The following is a 24,268-nucleotide window of genomic DNA, read 5'->3' as shown; positions in this document are numbered from 1 at the left end:
GCCGCGTGCCGCAACCGGGGCGGGCAGTGATCGCGGTATCCAGGAGGATCGGTCGCATGCAGGCCGCAGTGCAGGAATCCGAGACGCTGGTCCGGCCGATCCACACGGCGGTGCCGGGGCGCGCCCGCTACAAGGTCGCCGGACTGCAGCGCTCGGCGCCGCTGAAGCAGGTGGTTGAGGCCGGTTTGGCCGGCCGCCGGGGAGTGCGCTATGTGGCCGCCAGCGACCTGACCGGCAACGTGCTCGTCCTTTTCGATCCCAGCCGCCCGCTGGACGAGATCACCGCCATGCTGGCCGAGTTGCTGCGCGCGGCGACCCCGGCACCCGGCGCCGCTCCCGGTGGCCGCCGGCTGCGCCGGCTCATCGGCCACGGCGCCGCCCAGGCGGAGAAACCATGGCATGTCCTGGGAGCGGAGGTGGCGTTGGCGGCCCTGGACAGCGATCCGGGCCTGGGCCTCGGCAGTGCCCGCGCGGCGCAGCGCCTGCAGAAGTACGGACCCAACGTGCTGCCGGAGGCGGTGCCGCGTTCCGGCTTCAGCATCCTCGCCGGTCAGTTCAAATCCCTGCCGGTGGGTCTGCTGGCCGCCTCCGCCCTGGTGTCGGTGTTCACGGGTGGCCTGCTCGACGCCCTGGTGATCATGGGCGTGGTGCTCATCAACGGCGGCATCGGCTATGCGACCGAGAGCCAGGCGGAGAAGACCATCGCCGCCCTGAGCGGCGTCACCCGGCCCGTGGCCCGGGCGCGCCGCGACGGCCAAGCGCGGGACATCCCCGTCGACGAACTGGTGCCGGGCGACATCCTGGTGCTGGCTCCGGGCGCCTACGTGGGCGCCGACGCCCGCCTGATCGAGGCTCGGCAGTTGAGCGTGGACGAGTCCGCCCTGACCGGCGAGAGCCTGCCCGCCGCCAAGCGGGCCGGGCGCCTGAGCCGCGGCGACGTGCCGCTGGCCGACCGGGCGAACATGGTCTACATGGGCACCCTGGTCACCGGCGGCCAGGGTCTGGCGGTGGTGGTCGCCACCGGCCGCCATACCGAGATCGGGCGCATCCAGGCCCTGGTCGGCGAGGCACGGCCGCCGGCCACGCCCATGGAGCAGCAACTGGATGTCATGGGCAACCGCATGGTGCTGCTGGGCGCTGGCGTCTGTGGCCTGGTCTTCGGGCTGGGTCTGCTGCGCGGTTACGCTTTCCTGCCGATGCTGAAGACGGCCATTTCCCTGGCCGTGGCCGCCGTTCCCGAGGGCCTGCCCACCGTCGCCACCACCACCCTGGTGCTCGGCATCCGCCGGATGCGCGCCCACCAGGTCCTGATCCGCCATCTGGATGCCGTGGAGGCCCTGGGGGCGATGCAGGTCATCTGCCTGGACAAGACCGGCACCATCACCCTCAACCGCATGTCGGTGGTGGACATTCACACCGGCCTGCGAGACCTCGACGTCGCCGAGGGCGAACTCCTGCTCGACCGCGATCCAGTCGACCCCATCCTCAACGACGAGCTCATGCGCCTCATGCACGTGGCCGTCCTGTGCAACGAAAGCGAGGTCTGCCGCTTGGACGGCGGCTACGCGCTGCGCGGCTCGCCCACCGAGAACGCCCTGGTGCAGTTGGCGCTCGACGCCGGCGTGGACGTCCTGCGCCTGCGCCGAGATTTTCCCCGGCTGCACGTGGAATACCGCGCCGAGCACCGCAATTTCATGGGTACCGTCCATGCGCGCCAGGATGGGCGGCGCCTGGTCGCCGTCAAGGGCAGTCCGGCGGAAGTGCTGGCCATGTGCGGCTGCTACGTATGCGACGGCGAGCGCCGGTCCTTGAGCGAGGGCGCGCGTCAGGCCATCGAGATGGCAAACGAGCGCATGGCCGGCAATGCGCTGCGCGTGCTGGGCGTGGCCTACGCGGAAACGGACGCGGATGCGGTGGTCACCGAGGACCTGGTCTGGCTCGGCCTGGTGGGCATGGCCGACCCGCTGCGCCACGGCGTGCGCGAGCTCGTCGGCCGTTTCCACGACGCCGGCATCGACACGGTCATCATCACCGGCGACCAGAGCGCCACGGCCTACGCCATCGGCCGCAGCGTGGACCTGAGCCGGGGGGGCGAGCTGCAGATCCTCGACTCCAGCGCCCTCACCGCCCTCGCTCCGGAAGTGCTGAAGACCCTGGCGCCGCGGGTGCACGTCTTCGCCCGCGTCAGCCCGGCCCACAAGCTGCAGATCGTCCAGGCCCTGCAGGCCAGCGGCCGGGTGGTGGCCATGACCGGCGACGGCATCAACGACGGTCCCGCCCTCAAGGCCGCCGACATCGGCATCGCCATGGGCCACACCGGCACCGACGTGGCGCGCCGGGTGGCGGACGTGGTGTTGGAGGACGACAACCTGCAGACCATGATCGAGGCCGTCAGCCAGGGACGCACCATCTACGACAACATCCGCAAGTCCGTGCACTTCCTGCTGGCCACCAACCTGAGCGAGATCGTGGTCATGACCGGCGCGATCGCCGCCGGCATGGGCCAGCCCCTGAGCCCCATGCAGCTGCTGTGGATCAACCTGGTCACCGACATCTTCCCCGGGCTCGCCCTGAGTCTGGAGGCGCCGGAGCCCGACGTGCTGCGGCGCCCGCCGCGCGATCCGGCCGAGCCCTTCGTGCAGGGGGCGGATTTCAGGCGCATCGGCTTCGAGGCCGCCATGATCAGCGCCGGCACCCTGGGCGCCTACGGCTACGGCCTACACCGCTACGGCCCGGGGCCGCAGGCCGGCACCCTGGCCTTCATGAGCCTGACCCTGGCGCAATTTCTCCAGGCGATCAGCAACCGTTCGGAAAACCACAGTGTCTTCGACCACGAGCGGTTGCCGCCCAATCCCTCTCTGCGCCTGGCCGTGGGCGGTTCCTTCGCCGCCCAGCTTCTGGCCGCCCTGCTGCCGGGCCTGCGGCGTTTTTTGGGCATGGCGGCCATGCGGCCCGCCGATGCCTTGGTGATCGGCGGCGGGGCGCTGCTGCCTTTCCTCGTCAACGAGACCAGCAAGAGGCAGCGCCGCCGGCAGGGCGCTTCCCCCTCGAACCGAAGCGCGCCAGCACGCGCGGGGAGGCAGATCCCATGAAACAGGATTTCATGTTCACCTCGGAATCGGTCACGGAAGGCCATCCCGACAAGCTCTGCGATCAGATCAGCGACGCCGTCGTCGACCGCTTCCTGCAGCAGGATCCCCAGGCGCGGGTGGTGGCGGAGTGCGCCGTGGCCACCGGCATCGTCTTCATCGCGGCGCGCTTCGACGCCCGCGCCGCCGTGGACATCCCCGGCGCGGCCCGCCAAGTCATCCAGCAGGTCGGCTATGAGCAGCCGGCGTTCAATGCCCGTACCTGCAGCATCATGACCAGCATCAACGAGCTGGGCGCCGGCCGCGACGGGCGCGTGGACGAGCGGGAGATGAGCGAGGCGGAGATCGAGCGGGTGCCGGCACATCATCAGGCCACGGTCTTCGGCTATGCCTGCAACCAGAGCGCGGCCCTGATGCCGCTGCCCATCTGGCTGGCCCACCAACTGGCGCGGCAGCTTGCCGCCGTGCGGCGGGACAAGCGCCTGGCTTACCTGGGGCCCGACGGCAAGAGCCAGGTGGGTGTCGAGTTCCGGGAACGCAAGCCGCACCGCATCCACAGCATCACCCTGATCGCCAGCCGGAACGGTGCGCCGCTGCCGCCGCCGGCCCGCTTGCGGGACGATCTGCTGGAGCTGGTGATCCGGCCCGTGTTCGCGCATGAGCCCATCCGGCTGGACGAGCGCACGCAGATCTGCATCAATCCGGAGGAGCCGTTCAGCAGCGGCGGCCCGGCGGTGCACGCGGGCCTGACCGGGCGCAAGAACGCCATCGACACCTATGGGGAGTATTCCCGGCACAGCGGGGCGGCGCTGAGCGGCAAGGACCCGACGCGCATCGACCGGATCGGCGCCTACGTCGCCCGCTACGCGGCCAAGAACGTGGTGGCCGCCGGCCTGGCCGAGGAATGCGAAGTGCTGCTCAGCTATTCCATCGGCCGTGCCCGCCCGGTCAGCGTCCAGGTGGACACCTTCGGCACCGGCCGGCTGCCCGACGAGGCCATCGGCGCGCGCGTGCAGGCGGCCTTCGATTTCCGCCCGGCCGGCATCATCCGCCAGTTCAATCTGAGAGAACTGCCCGCCCTCCGCCAGGGCGGCTTTTACCGCAAGCTTGCCGCCTATGGCCAGATGGGACGCATGGATCTCGACCTGCCGTGGGAAGCCACGGATCGAGCCTCCATGCTGGAGGCGGGCTGAGCACAAGGAGCGACTGCATGGACAACAGCTTGTACGACAGCGACAGCGAGCGGGATCAGCATTGGCACGCCATCGAGATGCTGGCGCAGGAGTGCGGCGTGCCGGCCGAGGAGGTGTGTTCCCTTTATGAAGCGGAGCTGGCCAAGCTCAAGCCGGGCGCCCACATCAAGGACTATCTGTCCATCCTGATCAGCCACAACGTCAAGGAGCACATCCGGGCCGTCCGGCACGGACACCGTTCCGGGTGACGCGGCCCCGCCCGGCTCAGAGCACGGCGGCGATCACCGCCATGGCGGCGCGCTCCACCGCCTTTTCCATCAGCCGGTCGAACACGGCCCTGCCCAGGGTCTCGGCCGCCTGGCCGACGGCGCGGTCCAGGGCGGCATTGCCGCCGGAGCGGGCGGCCGCCTTGACCGGCACGGGCAACGGCGCTTCCAGCAGGCCCTGCTGCTGCAGCGCCTGCAGGATGGCGCGGGCATCGAAGAGCTGATGGTCGTAGTGAATGGTGACGCTGCCGGTGGTGAGGTTCACGCACACGCTGCGGATGCCGTCCAGTTCCTCCAGAAAGCCCTTGAAGCCGCGGGCTGCATTGTCATTCTTCTTCAAGGCGCGGATCTTGATCCGCAGTCTGCCGGGGGTGTCGTGAATGTAATGCATCTGGGCCATCCTCCTGGCTCATCATCTCTGCCCATTATTTAAGCAGGGCAATGTTACAGTTTGATGACGCGGCGACGGGCCGTGCCGCGGCCACAGGGCGCCGCGGGCCGCCGTAGGAGCGAGCTTGCTCGCGATGATGCGCGGCCACACCCGAAGCGAACGGCCGCTAGATCAGCAGCAGGCTGACGATGGTGAAATAGACCAGCAGGCTGAGCACGTCCTGGATGATGGTGGCCACCGGGCCGCTGCCGAACGCCGGGTCCTTGCCGGCGCGCGACAGGAGCCAAGGCAGCAGCAGACCGATGGTGGTGGCGGCGGCGCCGGCCACCAGCACGCCCAAGGCCACGCTGACTGCCAGGCGCAGGTCGCCGAAGGCGAGCAGCACCGACGGGAAGATCAGCGCGCCCAGACCCAGGCCGATGAGCAGCCCGGTGCGCAGCTCGCCGCCCAGCAGGCGGCGCAGCGGCGCGTGGCTCAGGGACAGACCGCGCACGGCGATGGCCTCGGTCTGGGTGCCGATGGCGTCGGCCAGGTAGACGATGCCGGGCACGAAGAAGGCCACCGCCACGTAAGCTTCCAGCACGCGCTCGAAGCGGGACACCACCAGAGTGGCGATCATGCTGCCGAGGAGACCGACCAGGAGCCAGGGCAGGCGGTCGCGCGCGCGCCGCGCCGGCGGCGCCTCCATGGCGTTGCGCGCCTGGTCGTTTTCGCGGCGGATGCCCGCCAGCCGATGCAGGTCCTCCACGTGCTCGCGCCGCAGGATCTCGATCAGCGCCTGGGCCGGCACCACGCCCAGCAGCCGCCCGCCTTCGTCCACCACCGGCACCGCCGCCACCCGGTGGCGGATGGCCAGCACGGCGACCCGCTCCTGGTCCTCGTCGGGCCGCACGTGCGGCGGCCGGGCATCCATCGCCTCGCCCAGCGGGCGCTCCGCCGGCAGGACGAAAAGGTCGCGAAGGCGCACCAGGCCCTGCAGGCGGCCGTCCTCGTCCACCACATAGACCGCGTCCACCGCGTCGTAATCCCCGCCCGCCAAGCCGGCGAGCACCGCTCCGGCGCGGTCCCGCGCCCGCGCCCGCGGGACCCGCCGCACCAGATGCCGGGCCGCCGTCTCGGCGCTGCGCTGCTCGGGCGCCTCCATCCCTAAGGCCGCCGCAGCCGTTCCAGCCAGCGGTGCAGCGTGGTGTCGCTGCCGAGCCACTGCAGCAGCGTGTCCGGGAAGAGCAGCACGCCCAGGATGATGAGGCTCAGGATCAGGAGCACCACGTAGCTCAGGATGCTCTCCGGCCGCAGCACGCCCACGTAGCGCATGGCGAAGAAGACCAGATCCTTGCGGTGCTCGGTCATCTTCAGATAGCGCATCACCAGGCGCACGGCCAGGTAGATGCCGTAGCCCGCCGTGAGCGAGATGAAGACCACGCGGAACACGTCGAAGATGTCCATGCGGCCGGTGGTGGCGCGGTGGTACATGAGCGAGAGCGCGCCCATCACGACCGAGGCGATCACGGCGATGCCGATGTTGATCACCAGGCGCCGCCGCTCGCGGGCCAGGTCCTCCTGGCGGCGGATGAAGAAGGTGTCGATCTCGTGCTTGAACACGTCGATCTTCTCGCGCACCAGGCCGGCGAGCTCCGCCCGCGTGCGCTGGATGCGCTCGTCCACGGCGTCGCCCAGGCGCAGCGCCGCGTAATCCACCAATTCCTTGATGTCATCCTTGGTCATCTGGCGCTGGCTGTGGATTTCACGGGAGATGTTCTCCAGCTTGGCGTCGATCTCGCGGCTGGCGTCCGTGAGCGCGCGTTGGAAGGCGTTGCCGGCCTGTTCGATGCCGTTGCGCACCACCGCATCGAAGCGCTCGCCGGCCTGGTCGATGGCGTTTTGGGCCAGGCGGATGCGCGCGTCCGCCGTCTCGCCCAGCCTGTTCGTGGAGTAGTCCACCAGCTCCTGCAGGTCCGCCTTGGCCAGCTCGCGCTGGCTGTGCAGTTCCTGGGTGATGCGGTCCACCTTGCCGTCCAGCTCCCGGCTGGCATTGTTGATGGCGCGCTGCAATTCCTCGCCGGCCTGTTCGATGCCATTGCTGACGATTTCATCGAGCCGCTCGCCGGCCCGGTCGACGGCGGCCTGGCTGACTTTCTCCAGATTCTGTCGGGCGAGATTGATGTCTTTTTCAAACCATGCCATGGGCGCGTGCTCCGGCGGATGACGTGGGCGTTGTTCGAGATAGATAGTCTAAGATGGCGCCCGGTGTCGCTTTTGTCCAGGTACGGGAGCACGATGCCGCCGGACGGCGGGGTAGGAGGGGAAGCGGATGTGCGGAAGGCGGCGTGGGATCGGCGCCGATGCGGGGCCGCACCGGCGCCGGCTGAAGCGTTTTACATGGCGGTCTGTTGCCTGTCCCCCCGTTGCGCCTGCATCACCAGCAGCGCCAGGCTGATGGCGTACCAGAGCAGGGTGGTGGCGGGGGCGGTGATGTTGCCCCGGCGCAATTGGGCGACGGCCATGCCGACCAGGTTCAGGAAGGCCACGGTCGGCAGGTCCATCTCGCCGCCGCTCAGTTTCCTGACGCGCTCGTTGACGAGCCGGAAGTTGTCGGACAGCCGGGTCATGAAGGAAGTCGCCTGCGGTTGGCTTTCCAGATGGAACAGCTGCTTGTCCTCGGCGTAGCGGGTCAGGGTATCCACGTCCGAGTCGTGGATGACGAGCACGCTGGCCGTCAGGGGATTGGTATGCAGCTCGATCACGCCGGGCGCCTGGGCCAGTTCCGCCTGCACCCGCTCGAAATAGGCGGCGTCACCGCGCCTGGCCGGCACCTTGAAGCGGATGCGCGGCAAGGTGCGGTGACTGATGTGGGCGGCCGGCAGGCTCATGCGCTGGGGCTCGGCTTGGCTTCGGTCCCGCCCTTTTGGGCATGCGTGCCCCGGCCCGCCGATTTGGCTTCGGTGCCCTGTTCGCCTGCCTCCTCGCCGGAGAAAGCCATCTCGGCCTTGGTCTCGGCCACCAGATCCTGAGCCATTTCGGTCACCTCGGCGGCCATTTCCCGGCCACGGTCATAGACAGCGATGCCGCCCTTGATGGCGGCCTTGGCCACCGGGCGGGCGACGTTGCGCACCACGGGCATGAGCATGGGGCCGATCACCGCCGCGCCGATGCCGATGGCGAGCCCGGTGACGATGTTGCCGCCTTTGAACATGTCTTCGATGATAGCCATGAAAATCTCCTTTCTTTCAGGCGTCCGAAGTGGACGGGCAGAGTGCCGGGAATGGGTGAGGGCTCGATCGGGTATCAGGGAGGGAGGGGCCTCTGCGGCCTCTCCGTGCATCGGGCGACGCCCTCGGTCGTCGAGCACACCTGTAGTGTAGGCGATCGGGGCCAGGGACAAGGCGGACCAAAGTCCTAAGACCGTCAAAAAATTGACGATTGCGTGGTGGTGCTCAGGCCGCCGCGGCCCGGTCCAGCCGGCGGTACTGGATGGCTTCGGCCACGTGGGCGCCGTGGATGGACTCGGCTTGGGCCAGGTCGGCGATGGTGCGGGCCAGCTTGAGGATGCGGTGGTAGGCGCGGGCGGAGAGTCCGAGGCGGGCGAGGGCGGCGTCCAGGAGCTTTTGCCCCGCGGCGTCGGGCTGGCAGTGGGCGCTGATCTCCTCCGGGCCGAGCAGGGCGTTGGCCTTGCCCTGGCGGGCCAGTTGCCGCGCCCGGCTGCGCATCACGCGCTCGCGCACGGTAGCGCTGCTTTCCGCGCTGGCGGGTGCCTGGCCGTGCAGGGCCTCCACCGGCAGCGCCGGCACTTCCATCTGGATGTCGATGCGATCCAGCAGCGGCCCGGACAGGCGGGCGCGGTACTGGGCCACCTGCGCCGGGGTGCAGCGGCAGTGGTGGCGCGGGTCGCCCAGGTGCCCGCAGGGACACGGGTTCATGGCCGCCACCAGTTGGAAGCGGGCCGGGAACTGCGCCTGGCGGCCGGCGCGGGAGATGTGGATCTCCCCGGTTTCCAGAGGCTCGCGCAGCACTTCGAGCACCTGGCGCGGGAATTCGGGCAGCTCATCGAGAAAGAGCACGCCGTGGTGGGCCAGGGAAATCTCGCCGGGCTTCGGCTGCGAACCGCCGCCCACCAGGGCCACGCTGCTGGCGCTGTGATGCGGCGAGCGGAACGGGCGCCGGCCCCAGCTGGCGGGGTCGAAGCCGTGCTCGCGGGTGCTGTGGATGGCGGCGATTTCCAGGCTCTCCTCGCGCGCCGGCGGCGGCAGGATGCCCGGCAGGCGGCTGGCGAGCATGGTCTTGCCGGTGCCGGGCGGGCCGAGGAAAAGAATGTGGTGGCCGCCGGCCGCGGCCACTTCCAGGGCGCGCTTGGCGCCCTCCTGGCCGCGCACTTCGGCCAGATCGGGATAGCCGGCCGCCAGCGCCTCCGCCGCGTAGGGCGGGCAGGGATCCAGGCGCTCCAAGTCGCGCAGGTGGGCCGTGACCTGGGCCAAGCTGGTCGCGGCGAAGACCGGGGTGCAGCCGGCCAGGGTGGCTTCAGGGGCGCTGGCGGCGGGCAGCAGCAGGGCATGGCCGGCCTGGCCCGCCGCCAACGCGGCGGCCAGCGCGCCGCGAACGGGCCGCAGGGTGCCGTCCAGCGCCAGCTCGCCCAGGAACTCGCAATCGCGCAGGTGCGTGGCCGGGACCTGGCCATTGGCGGCCAGGATGCCCAGCGCGATGGGCAGGTCGAAGCGCCCGCCTTCCTTGGGCAGATCGGCGGGGGCCAGGTTGACGGTGATGCGCTTGGCCGGGAACTCGAAGCCGCTGTTGTGGATGGCGGCGCGCACCCGGTCCTTGGCTTCCTTGACGGCGGCTTCCGGCAGTCCGACCACGGTGAAGCCGGGCAGGCCGGCGGCCAGGTCCACCTCGACGGTCACCGACGCGGCATGGATGCCGGTGAGCGCCCGGCTGTGGACGATGGCCAATGCCATGCGCGGGTGCTCAGTCCTTGGCCGGCTCGTCGTTGGCCCACTGCTCGGCGGCGCCGGCCGCGTGGGTCTCGGCCTGCTGCGCCTGGCGCTTGCCGCTGCTCTTCTTGGGCGCGCCCTCCTCGAAGGCGGCCACCCGCTTTTCCAGCGCTTCCAAGCGCTCGCGCAGGCGCGTCACCATCATGCGCTGCACCTCGAATTCGTCGCGGCTGACGAGATCCAGCTTGTCCAGATTGGCGCTGATGGTGGCGCGAACCTGTTTTTCCACGTCGTCCTTGACCGCGCCGAGCTTCACCACGGTTTCGGTAATGCCGCGGACCACTTCGTCGATGAGGGTGTTCCTGATCATGGTGTTGGCTCCTTGTCGAGTTATTGGATGCCCATGGCCTGCCGGATGAGGAAGCGCTTCACGGGCAAGGCCACCTGGGTGGCGAGCATGCCCAGATCGCGCAGCCAGGCCACGGGGGCGATGTCGTTGGAAAAGAGGCGGTTGATTCCGTCCGTGGCCGCCAGGGTGGCCAGGTTGTCCGGGCGGCGCAGGGTCTCGTAGCGGCGCAGCAGCCGCCGTTCGCCCCAGTCATCGCCGCGCCGCGCCGCGTCCTTGACCAGCTCCGCCAGGCAGGCGGCATCGCGCAGGCCCAGATTGACGCCCAGGCCGGCCAGCGGGTGCACGCCATGGGCGGTGTCGCCCAGCAGCACGCTACGGCGGCCGATGTAGCTGTCGGCGTGCAGGGCGCTCAAGGGAAAGGCCGCGCGCGGGCCGATGCCATGAATACGACCGAGCTGCGGACCGAAGGTTTCGTTGAGACGGGTGAGAAACTGCGCATCCTCCAGGTCCATCAGGGTGCGCGCCACCGGCGCGCGGGCGCTCCAGACCATGGAGCAGCGCGGGCCGCCGTCCGGCGCCGGGGAGAAGGGCAGCAGCGCCAGCGGGCCGCTGGGCAGAAAGCGCTGGTAGGCCACGCACTGGTGCGGCCGCTCCACCTGCACGGTGGCGATGATGCCCAGCTGCTGGTAGTCGCTGCGCAGGGTGGGAATGCCCAGGGCGCGGCGCAGGGCCGATTCACGGCCTTCGGCAATGGCCAGCAGCCGGGTATGCCAGCGCTGGCCGTCCACCTCCACGGCGATCTCGTCTTCCAGGAACCACGGGTCGCGCACCTGCGCGCCGTAGTGGACCTGCACGTTGCCGCGGCCGGCCAGGGCGCGGTGCAGGGCCTGTTCCAGCTTGCGGTTCTCCACGATGCGGCCCAGCTCGGCGGCGCCCACCTCCTCGGCGTCGAGCTGGATGGTGCCGAAGCGCTCCGCGTCCCAGACGCGCATGCGCTGCACCGGCGTGCCCAGTTCGTCCACCGGCACGCCGAGCCCGCGCAGGAAGCGCAGCGAGCCCTCGGCGATGAGGCTGGCGCGCTCCAGCGGGTCGGCGGCCTCGACCTGCTCGCGCCGGCGCAGCTCCACCACCCGGGTTTGCAGCAGGGTGTCGCCCAGGGCCGCCGCCAAGGCGGCGCCGACCATGCCGCCGCCGGCCACCACCACGTCGGGCTGGATCTCAGCGTAGTGCATGGCGGTCTCCGGAGGGCGTCAGGGCCGGGGTGTGGCTGGCGGCGGGCAGGGCCAAGCCGGCGGCCCTGGCGGCCAGTTGGCGCTTGAGGCCGGGCAGGCGCTCCAGGGCGGCCAGGCCGGCGGCGCGGGCCAGCTGCAGGGGCAGAAAGTCGCTGGAGAAAAGCCGGTTGAGGCCCTCGGTGAAGCCGATGACCTGAACGGCGTCCCAGCGTCGGCTGGCCAGATAGCGGCTCAGGAGGAGCGGCCCGCCGATGTCCTCGCCGCGTTCGGCGGCGGCCTTGAGCATGGCCGCCAAGGTGACGGCATCGCGCAAGCCCAGATTGAAGCCCTGACCCGCCACCGGATGCAGGGTCTGGGCGGCGTTGCCGATCAGGGCCAGGCGCCGGTCCGGCCGCGCGAGGAGGCGCTGGAAACCGAGCGGCAGCTGCGCGCGCGGGCCGGTGGCGACCACCCGCCCGAGGCCCGGCGGCAGATGCCGGTTCAGCTGGTCCAGGAAACCGGCATCGTCCAGGGTCTGCAGGCGCGCCGCCTCGCTCGGCGTCAGGCTCCAGACGATGGAAAAGCGATCTTCGGTGAAGGGCAGGAAGGCCAGGGGGCCGCTCGGCAGAAAATGCTCGTAGGCGATGCCGGCCGGCGCGCGCGCGGTCTTCACGGAAGCGATGCAGGCATAGCGGTTGTGGTCCCAACCCAGCCGCGCCAGCCCCGCCAGCGGGGCGAGCCCGCCCTGGCCGCCATCCGCCCCCACCAGCAGCTGCGCGCGCACCACGCCCTTGGCGCTGTGCACCGCCACTGCGTCGCCGTGCTGCTGCAGGGCCTGGAGCGGGCCGGTCGCCATTTGCACCAAGTTGGTGCTGGCGGGGAGGGCATGCGCAATGGCCGCGCGCACCCGGTCCAACTCCACCACCTGCCCGAGGAAGCTTTCCCCCAGCAGGCCGGCATCCAGACGCACCACGCCGCTCAGGCCGGCCTGGGATACCTGGATGTGAGTGATGGGCGCGGCGTCGTCCAGGTAAGCGGCGACGCCCAGGCTGGCGAGAATGCGGCTGCTGCCCAGCGACAGGGCGATGGTGCGTTCGGGCGCGCTGGCGGGCACGGCGGCGCGCGGTGCGGGAAAGGTGTCCAGCAGGGCCACGCTCAGGTGGCTGTCAGCCAGCGCCAGCGCCAGGCTCAGGCCCACCGGCCCGGCGCCGAGTATGGCGACATCCACCTGCATCGTTTCTGCCATGCACCACTCCACTGAAGGCGAAGCTCACCCGCGGACCGGGGAAACATTGGTTTTTCTTTACGGCATTGATAGCACAAGTTCTGATGCAAGGCCAATCCTGGTAAGGTCTGGCCGCCCCGCTCCCTGCACCAGTTCGGGGCATGCCGGCGGCATTGGCCGGCCCGGCACCTCAGGATTTTTTGTAAGATATTGAAACATATGAATTAAAAATGCTGGCATGGCTTGTGCTTTGGTCATGTCGGCAGCGCTCCGGCACTTTTTTGCTTTACATCTTGCTTTACATGATCAGGAGGAATTACATGCGTCCGTTCAATAAAAAGATCCAGACTCTCGCTTTACCCACTTTGGGTGCCGTACTGCTGGGCTGTGCCCTGCCGGCCAGCGCCGAGATCAGCGGCAATGTCGGCGTGGTCAGCGATTACATCTTCCGCGGCATCAGCCAGAACGTGGGCCGGGCGGTGGCGGTGCAGGGCGGCCTGAGCTACAGCCACGCAAGCGGGCTTTCGCTCAGCTACTGGGGCTCCAGCGTGGATTACGGCGATCTGCCCGTGGGCGGCGGTGGCGGCCTGGAAAACGACCTGATTCTCGGCTATGGCGGCAAGGTCGGCGACTTCGGCTACGGTCTGGGGGTCATCGGCTATCTGTACACCGGCAGCCGGTCCATCGATGACAACAACACGGTGGAGCTGAACGGCAAGCTGTCCTACGGGCCGGCCGTCCTCAACGTCTATTACGCCCTGCAGGACGCGGCCTGGACCAGCGCCGGCGACGTCTACGTCAATCTGGCCGGCAGCTTCCCCCTGTCGCAGGATTTCACTCTCGGCGCCAATGCGGGCATGTATTTCTTCAACAAGGACGACACCAGGTTCATCAGCGGGCGCACCAAATCCAGCAGCTTCACCGACGCCACCGTGAGCCTCAGCCATCCGCTGCCGGTCAAGGGCTCCGCCATGAGCGTGAACTATACCTTCGGCGGCAAGGATGCCTTCGGCAACGATCTCGAAAACAACGCCTGGCTGGGGTTGAATCTGAGCTTTTAGGCGGTTTTCCGGATTTTCAGGAGAAGACGTGATGAAACTCATCATTGCTGTGATCAAGCCCTTCAAGCTGGACGACGTGCGCGAGGCCCTGTCGGAGATCGGCGTGCAGGGGGTGACGGTGACCGAGGTCAAGGGCTTCGGCCGCCAGAAGGGCCACACCGAACTCTACCGCGGCGCCGAGTACGTGGTGGATTTTCTGCCCAAGGTCAAACTGGACGTGGTGGTGCCGGACGAGCTTTTGGAGCAGGCCATCGACGCCATCGAGCGGGCGGCGCGCACCGGCAAGATCGGCGACGGCAAGATCTTCGTCCAGGACGTGGAACGGGCGGTGCGCATCCGCACCGGCGAAGTCGATGGCGAGGCGCTTTGAGATCCATGCGGGATTACCACACTGAGAGGAATGCAAGATGAAAACACTGAAGCAGTGTCTGACGGGCTGGCTGCTGGCCGTGCTCCTGCTCTGCGCGAGCCCGCTGGTGCTGGCCCAGGAGGAGGGCGCGGCGCCGGCCGCAGCCCCGGCGGTGTCGGCCCCCGCTGCGGCCCCCGCGCCGGCACCGACCCTGGATGCGGGCAACACCGCCTGGATGCTCACGGCCACGGCCCTGGTCCTGCTCATGACCATCCCGGGCCTGGCCTTGTTCTACGGCGGCATGGTGCGCAAGAAAAACGTGCTGGGCACCCTGATGCAGAGCTTCGCCATCACCGCCCTGGTCAGCATCCTGTGGATGATGGCCGGCTACAGCCTGGCCTTCACCGAGGGCAGCCCGCTGGTCGGCGGTCTGGACAAGCTCTTCCTGGGCGGTCTGGGCGTCGATGCCCTGACCGGCACCATCCCGGAATCGGTCTTCATGACCTTCCAGATGACCTTCGCCATCATCACCCCGGCGCTCATCACCGGGGCCTTTGCCGAGCGCATGAAGTTCTCCGCCATGCTCTGGTTCATGGGCCTGTGGGTGCTGCTCGTCTACGCGCCCATCGCCCACTGGGTCTGGGGCACGGGCGGCTGGCTCTTCGACCGCGGCATCCTCGATTACGCCGGCGGCACGGTGGTGCACATCAACGCCGGCGTGGCCGGCCTGATGGCGGCGCTGGTGCTGGGCAAGCGCATCGGCTACGGCAAGGAGCCCATGCCGCCCCACAACCTGGTGCTGACCGTCATCGGCGCCTCCCTGCTGTGGGTCGGCTGGTTCGGCTTCAACGCCGGCAGCGCCCTGGCGGCGGACGGGCGCGCCGGCATGGCCATGGCGGTGACCCAGATCGCCACCGCGGCGGCCGCGCTGGCCTGGATGTTCGCGGAATGGCTGACCCACAAGAAGCCCAGCGTGCTCGGCATCGCCTCCGGCGGCGTGGCCGGCCTGGTGGCCATCACCCCGGCCTCCGGCTTCGTCGGCCCCGCGGGTGCGCTGGCCATCGGCCTGGCGGGCGGCCTGGGCGCCTTCTGGGGCGCCACCGGCCTCAAGAAGATGCTGGGCTACGACGACTCCCTGGACGCCTTCGGCGTGCACGGCATCGCCGGCATCATCGGCGCCGTTCTGACCGGCGTCTTCGCGGTCAAAGCCATCGGCGGCACGGCGGGCCTGCTGGAGGGCAACCCCGGCCAGGTGCTGATCCAGTTGCTCGGCGTGGGCGCCACCGTCGCCTACACCGCCGTCGCCACCTTCGTCATCCTGAAGCTGCTCGACCTGGTCATCGGTCTGCGGGTAGCGGAGGAGCACGAGCGGGAAGGCCTGGACCTCAGCCAGCATGGCGAGCAGGTATACGAGTAGCTGCAGGCGCCCTCTCCTCAGGCGCGGGCTTGGCGGGCAGGCGACTGCCCGTTTTTTTGTTGGTGGAAGGGGAAGGAATTTGGCGAAGCCCAGCGGGGTTGGAGCAGGCTGCGCCCGCGGCTGGAGTGGGGTGCCGGGGTTGCCCGGCGCAGCCTGCTTTGCCTTTCGCTGCGCTCGCGAAACTTCCGCTGGTCGTTTTGCCGTTCACTGCGTTCGCTTTCGCTGCGCTTCGCGAAAACGGGCAACGCCCGTTTCATGAGGCGCCGCAGGCGCCGACAGCGCAGCGGTAAACTTCCGCTGGTCGTTTTGCCGCTCACGGTCTTCGCGTTCGCCCGCACCTCACACCGATTGATCCATTGCCGCCATCGGCTGTGGGAGCGAGCTTGCTCGCGATCGACCATCCCAGTCGCCCGGACATCGCGAGCAAGCTCGCTCCCACATCACTGCGCCCCCCGCAGACCCGCTCCCGCCGGAAGAGGGCATGCCTCCGGCAGCCCCCCTGGGCCGCGCTGGCTCATGGGCTGTAGGAGCGGGCTTGCCCGCGATCCACCGTGCCGTTCGCCACCGAATCGCGGGTAAGCCCGCTCCTGCGATCCGTGCCGACACCCGTTCAGCATGCCGCGCCGCCGGGTAATCTTTCGCGCTCCCATCCAACCCGTCGTGGCACCCTAATGATTGATATGGCATAATTTTTTGATGCATCTCATCGACAGCCACTCCCATTTCGACGACGACAGCTTCGACGCCGACCGGGGCGCGGCTTTGACGCGGGCGCGGGCAGCCGGGGTGGTGGCGCAGGTGGTGCCGGCGGTGAATGCGCGCCTATGGCCGCGCCTGCGCGAGGTCTGTGCGGCGCACCCCGGCCTGTACCCGGCCTATGGCCTGCATCCCATCTGTCTGGCGGACCACGACCGCGCGGATCTGGACCAACTGGCGGCCTGGATCGAGCAGGAGCGGCCGGTGGCGGTGGGAGAGATCGGACTGGACTACTACATCGAGGAGCTGGACCGCGACGCCCAGCGCGAGTATTTCCTGGCCCAGCTCGGCATCGCCCGCGACGCGCGCCTGCCGGTGGTGGTGCACGCCCGCCATGCGGTGGAGGACACTTACCAGCTGCTGCGCCGCTTCCCCACCGTGCGCGGGGTGGTGCACAGCTTTGCCGGCAGCGAGCAGCAGGCCCGGCGCCTCATCGACCTGGGCTACTGCCTGGGCTTTGGCGGGCCCGTGACCTACGCGCGCGCCAACCGGCTGCGCACCCTGGTGCAGCGGCTGCCGCTGGAGAGCATTCTGCTGGAGACCGATTCCCCCGACCAGCCGGGGGCGCAGCACCGGGGCGAGCGCAACGAGCCCGCCCGGATCACCGAGGTGCTGCGGGAGGTGGCGCGGCTGCGCGACGAGGACCCGGCGCACGTCGCCGCCGCCACCTATGCCAACACCGTTCGTTTATTCGACCTTGGAGTAGCATCGCAGTGAGCCATCCCCTGATTCGCACGGAAATTCTGCTCGGTCCCGAGGGCCTGGAGGACCTGGCCGGCAAGCACGTCCTCATCGCCGGCGTCGGCGGCGTCGGCGGTGCGGCCGCCGAGGCCATCGCCCGCAGCGGCGTGGGCGAGATCACGCTGATCGATCACGACGTGGTCAGCCTGTCCAACCTGAACCGCCAGGTAGTGGCCCTGCACTCCACCCTGGGCCAGCCGAAGACGGAGGTGATGGCGGCGCGCATCCGGGACATCAATCCGCACTGCCGGGTGCATGCCCGCACCGAGTTCCTGCACAAGGACCAGGCGGCGGCGTTCGTGGCGGCGGGCAATTTCGACTTCGTGCTCGACTGCATCGACAGCCTGTCCTGCAAGACGGCGCTGGTGGCCGCCTGCCTGACCCAGGGCGTGCCGGTGGCCTCCAGCATGGGCGCGGGCGGGCGGCTGGACGTGACCCAGGTGCGGGTGGCCAGCCTCAACCAGACCCGCATGTGCGCGCTGGCGCGGGAAATGCGCGCCAACCTGCGCAAGCTGGGCATCCCGGCCAATTATCCGGTGATCTACTCGGAGGAGCAGCCGCTTCCGCCGCTGCCGCCCCAGCCGCTGGACGGGCCGATTCCGAGCCGGCCGCGCGCGGTGAACGGCACCATCTCCTACATGCCGGCCCTGTTCGGCACCATGCTGGCCGGGGTGGCGGTCAAAGCCTTGACCGGGGGGCGGCGCCAGGAGGCATGAAGAGGCCGGGCGGTTTCAACCGCCATGCGGCTGCCATCCGGATGAGTCGGCGTGCGAGGACCGGCGTCCTGCGGTCGGGAGGCGCGCTTGCGCAGCGCCCGGAGAAGGCGGTCGCCGCCTCGAAGGGGGTAGGCCGCCAGCTCTTCTGCTGTGGAAAATCCGCGAAAATGGTCTATGGTTGATTATAAAACCAAAGAACGCGGACAAGGAGCGTCTGCCCGAGGCGCGCTCCCGGCCACAGTGAGGAGAGGAAATGAAATTCATGAGTCCCGAGTGGATGAGTGCCGTTGCCCGGCAGTGGAACGCGCATGAAGAAATGCAGAGCATGCTGAAGAACTTCAGCGCCACCATCGAGTACGGCATCGAGGACCGTCCCGACATCCATCCCGTCATGATGTTCGTCAAAAGCGGCAAGGCCATCTACGCCGGACCCTCCGACGGCCGCGGCCGCGATTTCATCATCAGCGCCAGGCTGGAAAACTGGCAGAAGCTGATCAGCGGCGCCATGAGCGGCAAGGTGGGCCTGATGACCAAGCGCATCAATTTCAAGGGCTCCATGATGACCGCCATGAAATACATGACGCCCTTCAACATCCACATGAGCATCATGGGTGAGATTCCCGCCGATTTCGACGTTTAGGTCCGTCCGCGTCCGGAGCCCCGTCCATGAGCTATCAATTCACCGTTGATCCCAATTATTCGGGCAAGAACCTGCCCGGCTGGTATCTGATGAACACCTATCTGCAGCGGCGCCTGGGCCTGCCGCTGCGCTTCACGCCCTTCAGCACCTTCGATGAGGCGCGGACGGCGGTCATGGCCGGCGACTTCGATCTGGTCTACGCCAACCCCTTCGATGCCGTGCAGTACATCCAGCGCCTGGGCTTCCAGTCCCTGGCCAAGCCCGCCGAGCATTTCGACGAGGTGCTGCTGGCCAGCAATGCCGACGGCGGGCTGCGGGACTACGCCGGCCTGCCGGCGGAGATCCGCGTCGCCTCGGCCTCGGACAAGACGCTCATCCACATGGTCGGGCTCTTTCTGCTGGACAAGGCGGAAATCGACCGGGCGCGGCTGCGCTTCGAATACACGGGCAGCTACCAGGGAGTGATCAAAGCCCTGATCCAGGGCAAGGCGGACATCGGCTTCGTCTTCAACGAGGTGTACGACGCCGCCTCCGACGTGATCCGCCGCCGGCTGCACGCCATCGACCGTTCCGACGATGCCTTCGCCTTCCACTCCTTCTGCATCAGCCCGCGCTTGAGCGAGCACGCCGAGGCCATCCGCGGCCTGCTGCTCGGCATGCAGGCGGACGAGGCCGGCGCCCGCCTGCTGGAAGACATCGGCTTTAAGGGCTTCGAGGCGGTCAGCCAGGAAGAGATCGAGTGCCTTTCCACCCTGGCCGAGGAATATGTCAGCGGCCACGAGGCCATCGATTTGGCCTCCACCTCCAGCATCGCGCTGGATGCCTCCGCCTTCGTCATCGCCCGCGAGGATGAGGCGGTCTGAGGCGCCAAGCATACCCGGCCGTAGCGGCCGGTTCCGGTGTCCGGGAACTCCGCCGGGCGCAGTTGGTCGAATAGGGCCATGCATGTTGGCTTCATGCATCCGGCCTGTTTCGACTCCATCCTTGATTGTGCCGAGTTTTTCTGTAAAGTCTCGCAGAAGTTGCTGAGCTTCGGCAGGCTGTCTGTCCGGTGTTGCAATGCGGGAACAGGGCTGGTGCCCGCAAGCCTTTCCGCCGTTTTTTCCAGGAATCTCCGGCGAAAGCTGCTTGCGGCACGGCGGATTACCAGAATTCATGCCGCAATTTTCTAACATATCTATGTCGCGCGCGCGTGCCCTGCGGGAGCGCCTGCCCGCCCTGCTGTCGCCGCGGGCCGGGCTGCCGGGCTGGGTGCTGGCTGCGCCGTTGCTGCTGGTGCTGGCCGCGCAGCTGGCGCACTGGACGTGGATCTTCGCGGCTCCCGAAGCGCCGGTGCCGGCGCCTGCGGGTGGCCAGCCGGCGGTCGAGCTGAACACCGGGCCCATCGTGCAGGCCGCCCTTTTCGGCCAGTCCGCCCAGCAGGCGGACGCGGCCGCGACGGCGCCGCCCGTGTCCCTGCAGCTGCGCGGCGCCTACGCCAGTAGCGGCGGCCGGCCGGGCTTCGCCATTCTGCTGGTCGACGGCAAGGAAGAGGCGGTGCGGGTCGGCGCCGAGATCGTGCCAGGCGTGGTGCTGGCGGACGTGCAGCCCAAGCGCGTCCTGATCAGCCGCGGTGGCGCGGAGGAGGAGCTGGTCTTCGAAGAAGCGCCGGGCGGCGGGACGGGCGCGCCGTCGGCGGAGGGCGGGCAGGGCGGGGCGGGCAACGCGTCCGTCACCCTGCCCCGCGCCCTGTTCGAAGGCGCCATCAACAATCCCGGCCAGTGGATCAGCGCCGGCCAGCTGGCGCCCAATCCGGGCGGCGGCTTGAAGGTGGTCGCTGTGACGGCGGGCGGGCTCTATGAAAAGCTGGGTCTGCAGGCCGGCGACGTGGTACAGGCCGTGAACGGCCAGAACGTGGCCAGTCCCGAACAGGCGCTGAGCATGGTGCGCAATGCCGCGGCGTCGGGCGTGATCCAGCTTTCCCTGTTGCGTGGGGGCGCCGTCCAGCAGGTGAGTTACACACTCAACTAACCACATACGGGTCAGGAGGCAGCAATGGACAAGACGCGCACGTGCGCCGCAGTCGAGCCGGGGGAGCGACGGTGATCGGCGCCAGCGTGAGGCGGGGGCTGGCGGCGGCATTCCTGGCGGGCGGCCTGTGGGCTTCGCTGGCCTGGGGCGCACAAGATCGGGTCACGCTGAACTTCCAGAACGCCGAGATCGAAAGCGTGGTCAAAATGATGTCCCAGGTAACGGGGCGCAATTTTCTCCTCGATCCGCGCGTGAAGGGCACCGTCACCATCGTTTCCAGCACGCCGATCCCGCGTGAGCAGGCTTACCAGGTCTTCCTGTCGGCCCTGCGGGTGCAGGGTTTCGCGGCGGTGGAGGGGCGCGGCGTGACCAAGATCCTGCCCGAGGCGGACGCCAAGCTCGCGGCCACGCCGCTGTTCCGGAACGGTGCGCCGCGCGGCGGCGGCGACCAGATCATCACCCAGATCTATCAGCTGCATTACGAGTCGGCCACCCAACTGGTGCCGGTGCTCCGTCCGCTGATCTCGCCCAACAACTACCTGGCGGCCTACGCGGCTACCAATACCCTGGTGATCACCGATTACGCCGACAACGTACGGCGCATCAGCCAGATCATCGCCAGCATCGACCAGCCCAGCAGCGGCGCCGACGTGATCGCGATCCGGCTGCGCTACGCCTCCGCCCTGGATATGGCGCAGCTGGTGTCGCGCCTGATGGCCGACGTGTCGGCCCCCGGCGGCGTGCAGGGTGTGCCCGGCACGCCCGGCGCGCCGGTGCCCGCCGGCACCGAAAGCCCGGGCGCGCGCCTGTCCATCGTGCCCGACCTGCGGACCAACAGCCTGCTGGTGCGCACGGACAACCCGGGGCTCCTGACCCGCTTGCGCGGCTTGGTGGCCACCCTGGACGTGCCCGCCAGCGGCGCGGGCAACATTCATGTGGTGTACCTGCGCAATGCCGAGGCGGTCAAGCTGGCCGACGTGCTGCGCGGCCTGCTGAGCGGCGAAACGCGGACCAGCACGGCGAGCGGCACCGGCACCCCCTCCCTCGGCACCACGCCGACCACCACGGGCACGACCACGGGCACAACCATGGGCAGCACCAGCTATGCCAGCCTGGGCGCCGTGGGCGGCGGTCCGGCCGCCCGCCTGAGCTCGCCGGAAGCGGTCATGGTGCAGGCGGACGAGGCCACCAACTCGCTCATCATCACGGCGCCGGACGGCATCTACAATGCGCTGCGCGGCGTCATCGAAAAGCTGGACGTGCGCCGGGCGCAGGTCTATGTGGAAGCGCTGATCGCCGAAGTGACCGAGGAGAAGGCGGCGGAGTTCGGCATCCAGTGGCAGGCGATCAACAATCTGGGTTCCGGGGTCTTCGGCGGCACCAATTTCAATCAGGGCACCAACACCAACATTCTGAACATCGCCGGCAATCCGGCCGGCGTGGGCGCCGGTCTGAACCTGGGCTACATCAATGGTACCCTCACCCTGCCGAACGGCACCCGAATCCTGAACCTGGGAGCGCTGGCGCGGGCTCTGGAGTCGGACGCCAACGCCAACATCCTGTCCACGCCCAACCTGATGACCCTGGACAACGCCGAGGCCAAGATCGTGGTGGCGCAGAACGTGCCATTCGTGACCGGCAGCTATGCCCAGGCCACCAGCACCGGCACCGGCGCGGCGGTCAATCCCTTCCAGACCATCGAGCGCCGGGACGTGGGCCTGACCCTGAAGATCAAGCCGCAGATCAGCGAGGGCGGCGGCGTGAAGCTGCAGATCTACCAGGAGGTGTCCAGCCTGGCGCGCTCCGTGGCCTCGGACATCCGTCCCGCCGACATCGTGACCAACAAGCGTTCGCTGGAATCCACGGTGCGCGTGGACGATGGCGACATCGTGGTGCTGGGCGGGCTGATTCAGGACGATCTGGGCGACAATCAGCAGGCCGTGCCCATCCTCGGCAAGATCCCGGTGCTGGGCAATCTGTTCCGCTACAACAGCCGCCGGCACACCAAGACCAATTTGATGGTCTTCCTGCGGCCCTACGTGATCCGCGATCCGCTGGCGGCCCAGGCGGTGACCTCGGACCGCTACGAGTACATCCGCGGCCAGCAGGTGCAGATGCCGGTGGAAAGTCATCCGGTGCTGCCTTACATTACGCCGCCCCAGTTGCCGCCCTTCAAGGTCAACCCGCCGGCACCCCTGTCCCAGGGCCGCAACGCGCCCGCGCCGGTGCCGGCCCCGGCCGCCCCGCCCGCGGAGGCGGGCGCCAGGCCGCAATGACGGAGTCGCTGGTGAACATGGAATCGGACAACGTGGTATCCATTGCCGAAGAAAAGCTGGCCCAGGGCAGCCTCGCCGCCCCCGGCCCGGCGCCGTCCGCCGCCCCTGCGGTGGACGGCGAGGTGGCCGCCCGCCTGCCCTACCATTTCGCCAAGAGCAAGGGCGTGGTGGCGGCGCGGACGGCGGACGGCGTGCTGGAGGTGTGGGCACGCGCCTATCCGCGCCCGGAGGTGCTGGCGGAGCTGCGCCGCACCCTGGGCATGCCCATCGCCGTGCAGGTGCTGGGCGCCGAGCGCTTCGACGCGGTGCTGAACCAGGCCTACGAGCGCGGCGACAATGCGGCCGAGCGCCTGGTGGACGACTTGGGCGAGAGCCTGGATCTGGAGCAGCTTGCCCAGGAATTGCCTGAGATCGCCGATCTCCTGGAGGCGGAGGACGATGCGCCCATCATCCGCCTGATCAATGCGCTGCTCACCCAGGCCCTGCGCGAGAATGCCTCGGACATCCACATCGAGGCCTTCGAGGACCGCTCGGTGGTGCGCTTCCGCGTGGACGGCACCCTGCGCGACATCGTCGAGCCCCAGCGCGCGCTGCACGCGGCCATGGTGTCGCGCATCAAGGTGATGGCGAGTCTCGACATCGCCGAGAAGCGCCTGCCCCAGGACGGCCGCATCGCCCTGCGCCTGGCCGGGCGCCCGGTGGACGTGCGCGTGTCCACCCTGCCCACCGGCCACGGCGAGCGCGTGGTGCTGCGTCTGCTGGACAAGCAGGCCGGGCGCCTGGACCTGGAGCACCTGGGCATGCCGACTCCGACTTTGGAGCGGCTGGACCAGCTCATCCACCAGCCGCACGGCATCCTGCTGGTCACCGGCCCGACGGGCTCGGGCAAGACCACCACCCTCTACGCCGCCCTGTCGCGCTTGGATACCGAGCGCCTGAACATCATGACCGTGGAGGATCCCATCGAGTACGACCTCAACGGCGTCGGCCAGACCCAGGTGAATCCGCGCATCGAGCTCACCTTCGCCCGCGCGCTGCGCGCCATTCTGCGCCAGGACCCCGACGTGGTCATGATCGGCGAGATCCGCGACCTGGAGACGGCGCAGATCGCTGTGCAGGCCAGCCTCACCGGCCACCTGGTGCTGGCCACCCTGCACACCAACGATGCGGTGGGCGCGGTGACGCGCCTGGAGGACATGGGCGTGGAGCCTTTCCTGCTCGCCTCCAGCCTGATCGGCGTACTGGCCCAGCGTCTGGTGCGCAAGCTGTGTCCGGTGTGCAAGGAGGCCTACCCGGCCGATGCCCGCGAGCAGGAACTGCTCGGCCAGCCCTTGCCGGACGGCCTGCTCTACCGGGCCCGCGGCTGCCCCGCCTGCGGCCAGACCGGCTATCAGGGGCGCTCCGGCATCTATGAGCTGGTCACCGTGGACGCCGGCCTGCGCCGCCTGATCCACGACGAGGCCCCGGAGCAGGCCCTGCGCGACCATGCCCGCGAGACCGGCATGGTGTCCCTGCGCGAGGATGGCATGCGCTGGGTGGCGCAGGGCGAGACCTCGCTGGAAGAAGTGCTGCGGGTGGCCCGGTCTTGAGCGAAGCGATCCGCCATCAGCCGTGGGGGCAGCGGCAGCGCAAGGACTGTGGAGGGGCTTGCCG

22 protein-coding genes are annotated in these 24,268 nt (G+C 69.0%); 13 read left to right on the top strand and 9 right to left on the bottom strand.

The genetic code is table 11. The features are described from left to right. The first annotated feature begins 56 nt into the window (after positions 1 to 56). Genes G579_RS15125 through G579_RS0101210 form a run of 3 tightly spaced genes read left to right on the top strand, consistent with a single transcriptional unit; the run spans position 57 to position 4,530 of the window. Entirely contained in the window at positions 57 to 3,092 is a 3,036-nt protein-coding gene (locus G579_RS15125; RefSeq protein WP_211218620.1) for a cation-translocating P-type ATPase, read from the top strand. Then, entirely contained in the window at positions 3,089 to 4,282 is a 1,194-nt protein-coding gene (gene metK / locus G579_RS0101215) for a methionine adenosyltransferase (RefSeq protein ID WP_028988740.1), read from the top strand. Before G579_RS15125 ends, metK begins: the two co-directional genes overlap by 4 nt. 17 nt (positions 4,283 to 4,299) lie before the next feature. Further along, a complete protein-coding gene (locus tag G579_RS0101210; RefSeq protein WP_028988739.1) occupies positions 4,300 to 4,530 on the top strand; it encodes a DUF3562 domain-containing protein in 231 nt (76 codons plus the stop codon). Positions 4,531 to 4,546: 16 nt separating this feature from the next. On the opposite strand, the gene G579_RS0101205 is transcribed toward G579_RS0101210, so the two are convergent. From G579_RS0101205 to G579_RS15105, 9 genes are all read right to left on the bottom strand, one after another. Next, positions 4,547 to 4,939, bottom strand: a complete 393-nt coding sequence (locus tag G579_RS0101205; protein ID WP_155989689.1) for an HMA2 domain-containing protein — start codon at positions 4,937 to 4,939, stop codon at positions 4,547 to 4,549. A gap of 166 nt (positions 4,940 to 5,105) precedes the next feature. Beyond that, positions 5,106 to 6,083, bottom strand: coding sequence for a magnesium transporter (locus G579_RS0101200; RefSeq protein WP_028988737.1), 978 nt, complete (start codon positions 6,081 to 6,083; stop codon positions 5,106 to 5,108). Between the two features lie 2 nt (positions 6,084 to 6,085). Continuing rightward, complete coding sequence (locus tag G579_RS0101195) at positions 6,086 to 7,123, bottom strand: apolipoprotein A1/A4/E family protein (protein WP_211218619.1); 1,038 nt, start codon at positions 7,121 to 7,123, stop codon at positions 6,086 to 6,088. A 191-nt stretch (positions 7,124 to 7,314) separates the two neighbouring features. Next, complete coding sequence (locus G579_RS0101190; protein ID WP_028988735.1) at positions 7,315 to 7,809, bottom strand: HMA2 domain-containing protein; 495 nt, start codon at positions 7,807 to 7,809, stop codon at positions 7,315 to 7,317. Then, the gene (locus G579_RS15115; RefSeq protein ID WP_051180676.1) at positions 7,806 to 8,150 is read right to left on the bottom strand and encodes a DUF5132 domain-containing protein; all 345 of its coding nucleotides are present in this window, start codon (positions 8,148 to 8,150) and stop codon (positions 7,806 to 7,808) included. Before G579_RS15115 ends, G579_RS0101190 begins: the two co-directional genes overlap by 4 nt. Positions 8,151 to 8,373: 223 nt before the next feature. Beyond that, on the bottom strand, positions 8,374 to 9,888 hold the full coding sequence (locus G579_RS0101180) for a YifB family Mg chelatase-like AAA ATPase (protein ID WP_028988734.1): 1,515 nt from the start codon (positions 9,886 to 9,888) through the stop codon (positions 8,374 to 8,376). Between the two features lie 10 nt (positions 9,889 to 9,898). Further along, positions 9,899 to 10,234 (bottom strand): accessory factor UbiK family protein, encoded by a 336-nt coding sequence (locus tag G579_RS15110; protein ID WP_051180675.1) that lies wholly within the window; start codon positions 10,232 to 10,234, stop codon positions 9,899 to 9,901. A 20-nt stretch (positions 10,235 to 10,254) separates the two neighbouring features. Beyond that, the gene (locus tag G579_RS0101170) at positions 10,255 to 11,445 is read right to left on the bottom strand and encodes an FAD-dependent monooxygenase (protein ID WP_028988733.1); all 1,191 of its coding nucleotides are present in this window, start codon (positions 11,443 to 11,445) and stop codon (positions 10,255 to 10,257) included. Next, positions 11,432 to 12,670, bottom strand: a complete 1,239-nt coding sequence (locus G579_RS15105) for an FAD-dependent monooxygenase (protein ID WP_038017405.1) — start codon at positions 12,668 to 12,670, stop codon at positions 11,432 to 11,434. The genes G579_RS0101170 and G579_RS15105 overlap by 14 nt, the downstream gene beginning before the upstream one ends. A gap of 299 nt (positions 12,671 to 12,969) precedes the next feature. Here G579_RS15105 and G579_RS0101160 point away from each other — a divergent pair, with 299 nt between their 5' ends. From G579_RS0101160 to gspE, 10 genes are all read left to right on the top strand, one after another. Continuing rightward, on the top strand, positions 12,970 to 13,710 hold the full coding sequence (locus tag G579_RS0101160; RefSeq protein ID WP_028988732.1) for a TorF family putative porin: 741 nt from the start codon (positions 12,970 to 12,972) through the stop codon (positions 13,708 to 13,710). 31 nt (positions 13,711 to 13,741) lie between these two features. Further along, positions 13,742 to 14,080, top strand: coding sequence for a P-II family nitrogen regulator (glnK, locus tag G579_RS0101155; RefSeq protein ID WP_028988731.1), 339 nt, complete (start codon positions 13,742 to 13,744; stop codon positions 14,078 to 14,080). A gap of 37 nt (positions 14,081 to 14,117) precedes the next feature. Continuing rightward, the gene (locus G579_RS0101150) at positions 14,118 to 15,476 is read left to right on the top strand and encodes an ammonium transporter (protein WP_081662486.1); all 1,359 of its coding nucleotides are present in this window, start codon (positions 14,118 to 14,120) and stop codon (positions 15,474 to 15,476) included. A 696-nt stretch (positions 15,477 to 16,172) separates the two neighbouring features. Further along, positions 16,173 to 16,949: a TatD family hydrolase gene (locus tag G579_RS0101145; RefSeq protein WP_028988729.1), complete on the top strand. Its 777-nt coding sequence runs from the start codon at positions 16,173 to 16,175 to the stop codon at positions 16,947 to 16,949. Next, positions 16,946 to 17,689, top strand: a complete 744-nt coding sequence (locus G579_RS0101140) for a tRNA threonylcarbamoyladenosine dehydratase (RefSeq protein WP_028988728.1) — start codon at positions 16,946 to 16,948, stop codon at positions 17,687 to 17,689. Before G579_RS0101145 ends, G579_RS0101140 begins: the two co-directional genes overlap by 4 nt. Positions 17,690 to 17,942: 253 nt before the next feature. Next, positions 17,943 to 18,329, top strand: a complete 387-nt coding sequence (locus tag G579_RS0101135; RefSeq protein WP_028988727.1) for an SCP2 sterol-binding domain-containing protein — start codon at positions 17,943 to 17,945, stop codon at positions 18,327 to 18,329. Between the two features lie 26 nt (positions 18,330 to 18,355). Beyond that, positions 18,356 to 19,192, top strand: a complete 837-nt coding sequence (locus G579_RS0101130) for a phosphate/phosphite/phosphonate ABC transporter substrate-binding protein (RefSeq protein WP_028988726.1) — start codon at positions 18,356 to 18,358, stop codon at positions 19,190 to 19,192. A gap of 292 nt (positions 19,193 to 19,484) precedes the next feature. Further along, entirely contained in the window at positions 19,485 to 20,339 is an 855-nt protein-coding gene (locus tag G579_RS0101125; RefSeq protein ID WP_162142947.1) for a type II secretion system protein N, read from the top strand. Positions 20,340 to 20,380: 41 nt separating this feature from the next. Then, on the top strand, positions 20,381 to 22,615 hold the full coding sequence (gene gspD / locus G579_RS0101120) for a type II secretion system secretin GspD (RefSeq protein WP_162142946.1): 2,235 nt from the start codon (positions 20,381 to 20,383) through the stop codon (positions 22,613 to 22,615). A 17-nt stretch (positions 22,616 to 22,632) separates the two neighbouring features. After that, entirely contained in the window at positions 22,633 to 24,204 is a 1,572-nt protein-coding gene (gspE, locus tag G579_RS0101115) for a type II secretion system ATPase GspE (protein ID WP_081662503.1), read from the top strand. Positions 24,205 to 24,268: the final 64 nt, after the last annotated feature.

The organism is Thermithiobacillus tepidarius DSM 3134, assembly GCF_000423825.1.
Taxonomy (GTDB): Bacteria; Pseudomonadota; Gammaproteobacteria; order Acidithiobacillales; family Thermithiobacillaceae; genus Thermithiobacillus; species Thermithiobacillus tepidarius.
Note: the sequence above shows the minus strand (reverse complement) of the source record. Positions and strands in the feature narration are given on the sequence as shown.

Coding starts and splice junctions, on each gene's coding strand:
- G579_RS0101205 (WP_155989689.1), bottom strand. CDS start 4,939: ATGCATTACATTCACGACACCCCCGGCAGACTGCGGATCAAGATCCGC.
- glnK (WP_028988731.1), top strand. CDS start 13,742: ATGAAACTCATCATTGCTGTGATCAAGCCCTTCAAGCTGGACGACGTG.
- G579_RS0101160 (WP_028988732.1), top strand. CDS start 12,970: ATGCGTCCGTTCAATAAAAAGATCCAGACTCTCGCTTTACCCACTTTG.
- G579_RS15125 (WP_211218620.1), top strand. CDS start 57: ATGCAGGCCGCAGTGCAGGAATCCGAGACGCTGGTCCGGCCGATCCAC.
- G579_RS0101210 (WP_028988739.1), top strand. CDS start 4,300: ATGGACAACAGCTTGTACGACAGCGACAGCGAGCGGGATCAGCATTGG.
- G579_RS0101145 (WP_028988729.1), top strand. CDS start 16,173: ATGCATCTCATCGACAGCCACTCCCATTTCGACGACGACAGCTTCGAC.
- gspE (WP_081662503.1), top strand. CDS start 22,633: ATGGAATCGGACAACGTGGTATCCATTGCCGAAGAAAAGCTGGCCCAG.
- G579_RS0101135 (WP_028988727.1), top strand. CDS start 17,943: ATGAAATTCATGAGTCCCGAGTGGATGAGTGCCGTTGCCCGGCAGTGG.
- G579_RS0101200 (WP_028988737.1), bottom strand. CDS start 6,083: ATGGAGGCGCCCGAGCAGCGCAGCGCCGAGACGGCGGCCCGGCATCTG.
- G579_RS15115 (WP_051180676.1), bottom strand. CDS start 8,150: ATGGCTATCATCGAAGACATGTTCAAAGGCGGCAACATCGTCACCGGG.
- G579_RS0101130 (WP_028988726.1), top strand. CDS start 18,356: ATGAGCTATCAATTCACCGTTGATCCCAATTATTCGGGCAAGAACCTG.
- G579_RS0101170 (WP_028988733.1), bottom strand. CDS start 11,445: ATGCACTACGCTGAGATCCAGCCCGACGTGGTGGTGGCCGGCGGCGGC.
- G579_RS0101190 (WP_028988735.1), bottom strand. CDS start 7,809: ATGAGCCTGCCGGCCGCCCACATCAGTCACCGCACCTTGCCGCGCATC.
- G579_RS15110 (WP_051180675.1), bottom strand. CDS start 10,234: ATGATCAGGAACACCCTCATCGACGAAGTGGTCCGCGGCATTACCGAA.
- G579_RS0101125 (WP_162142947.1), top strand. CDS start 19,485: ATGCCGCAATTTTCTAACATATCTATGTCGCGCGCGCGTGCCCTGCGG.
- G579_RS0101195 (WP_211218619.1), bottom strand. CDS start 7,123: ATGGCATGGTTTGAAAAAGACATCAATCTCGCCCGACAGAATCTGGAG.
- G579_RS15105 (WP_038017405.1), bottom strand. CDS start 12,670: ATGGCAGAAACGATGCAGGTGGATGTCGCCATACTCGGCGCCGGGCCG.
- G579_RS0101150 (WP_081662486.1), top strand. CDS start 14,118: ATGAAAACACTGAAGCAGTGTCTGACGGGCTGGCTGCTGGCCGTGCTC.
- metK (WP_028988740.1), top strand. CDS start 3,089: ATGAAACAGGATTTCATGTTCACCTCGGAATCGGTCACGGAAGGCCAT.
- G579_RS0101180 (WP_028988734.1), bottom strand. CDS start 9,888: ATGGCATTGGCCATCGTCCACAGCCGGGCGCTCACCGGCATCCATGCC.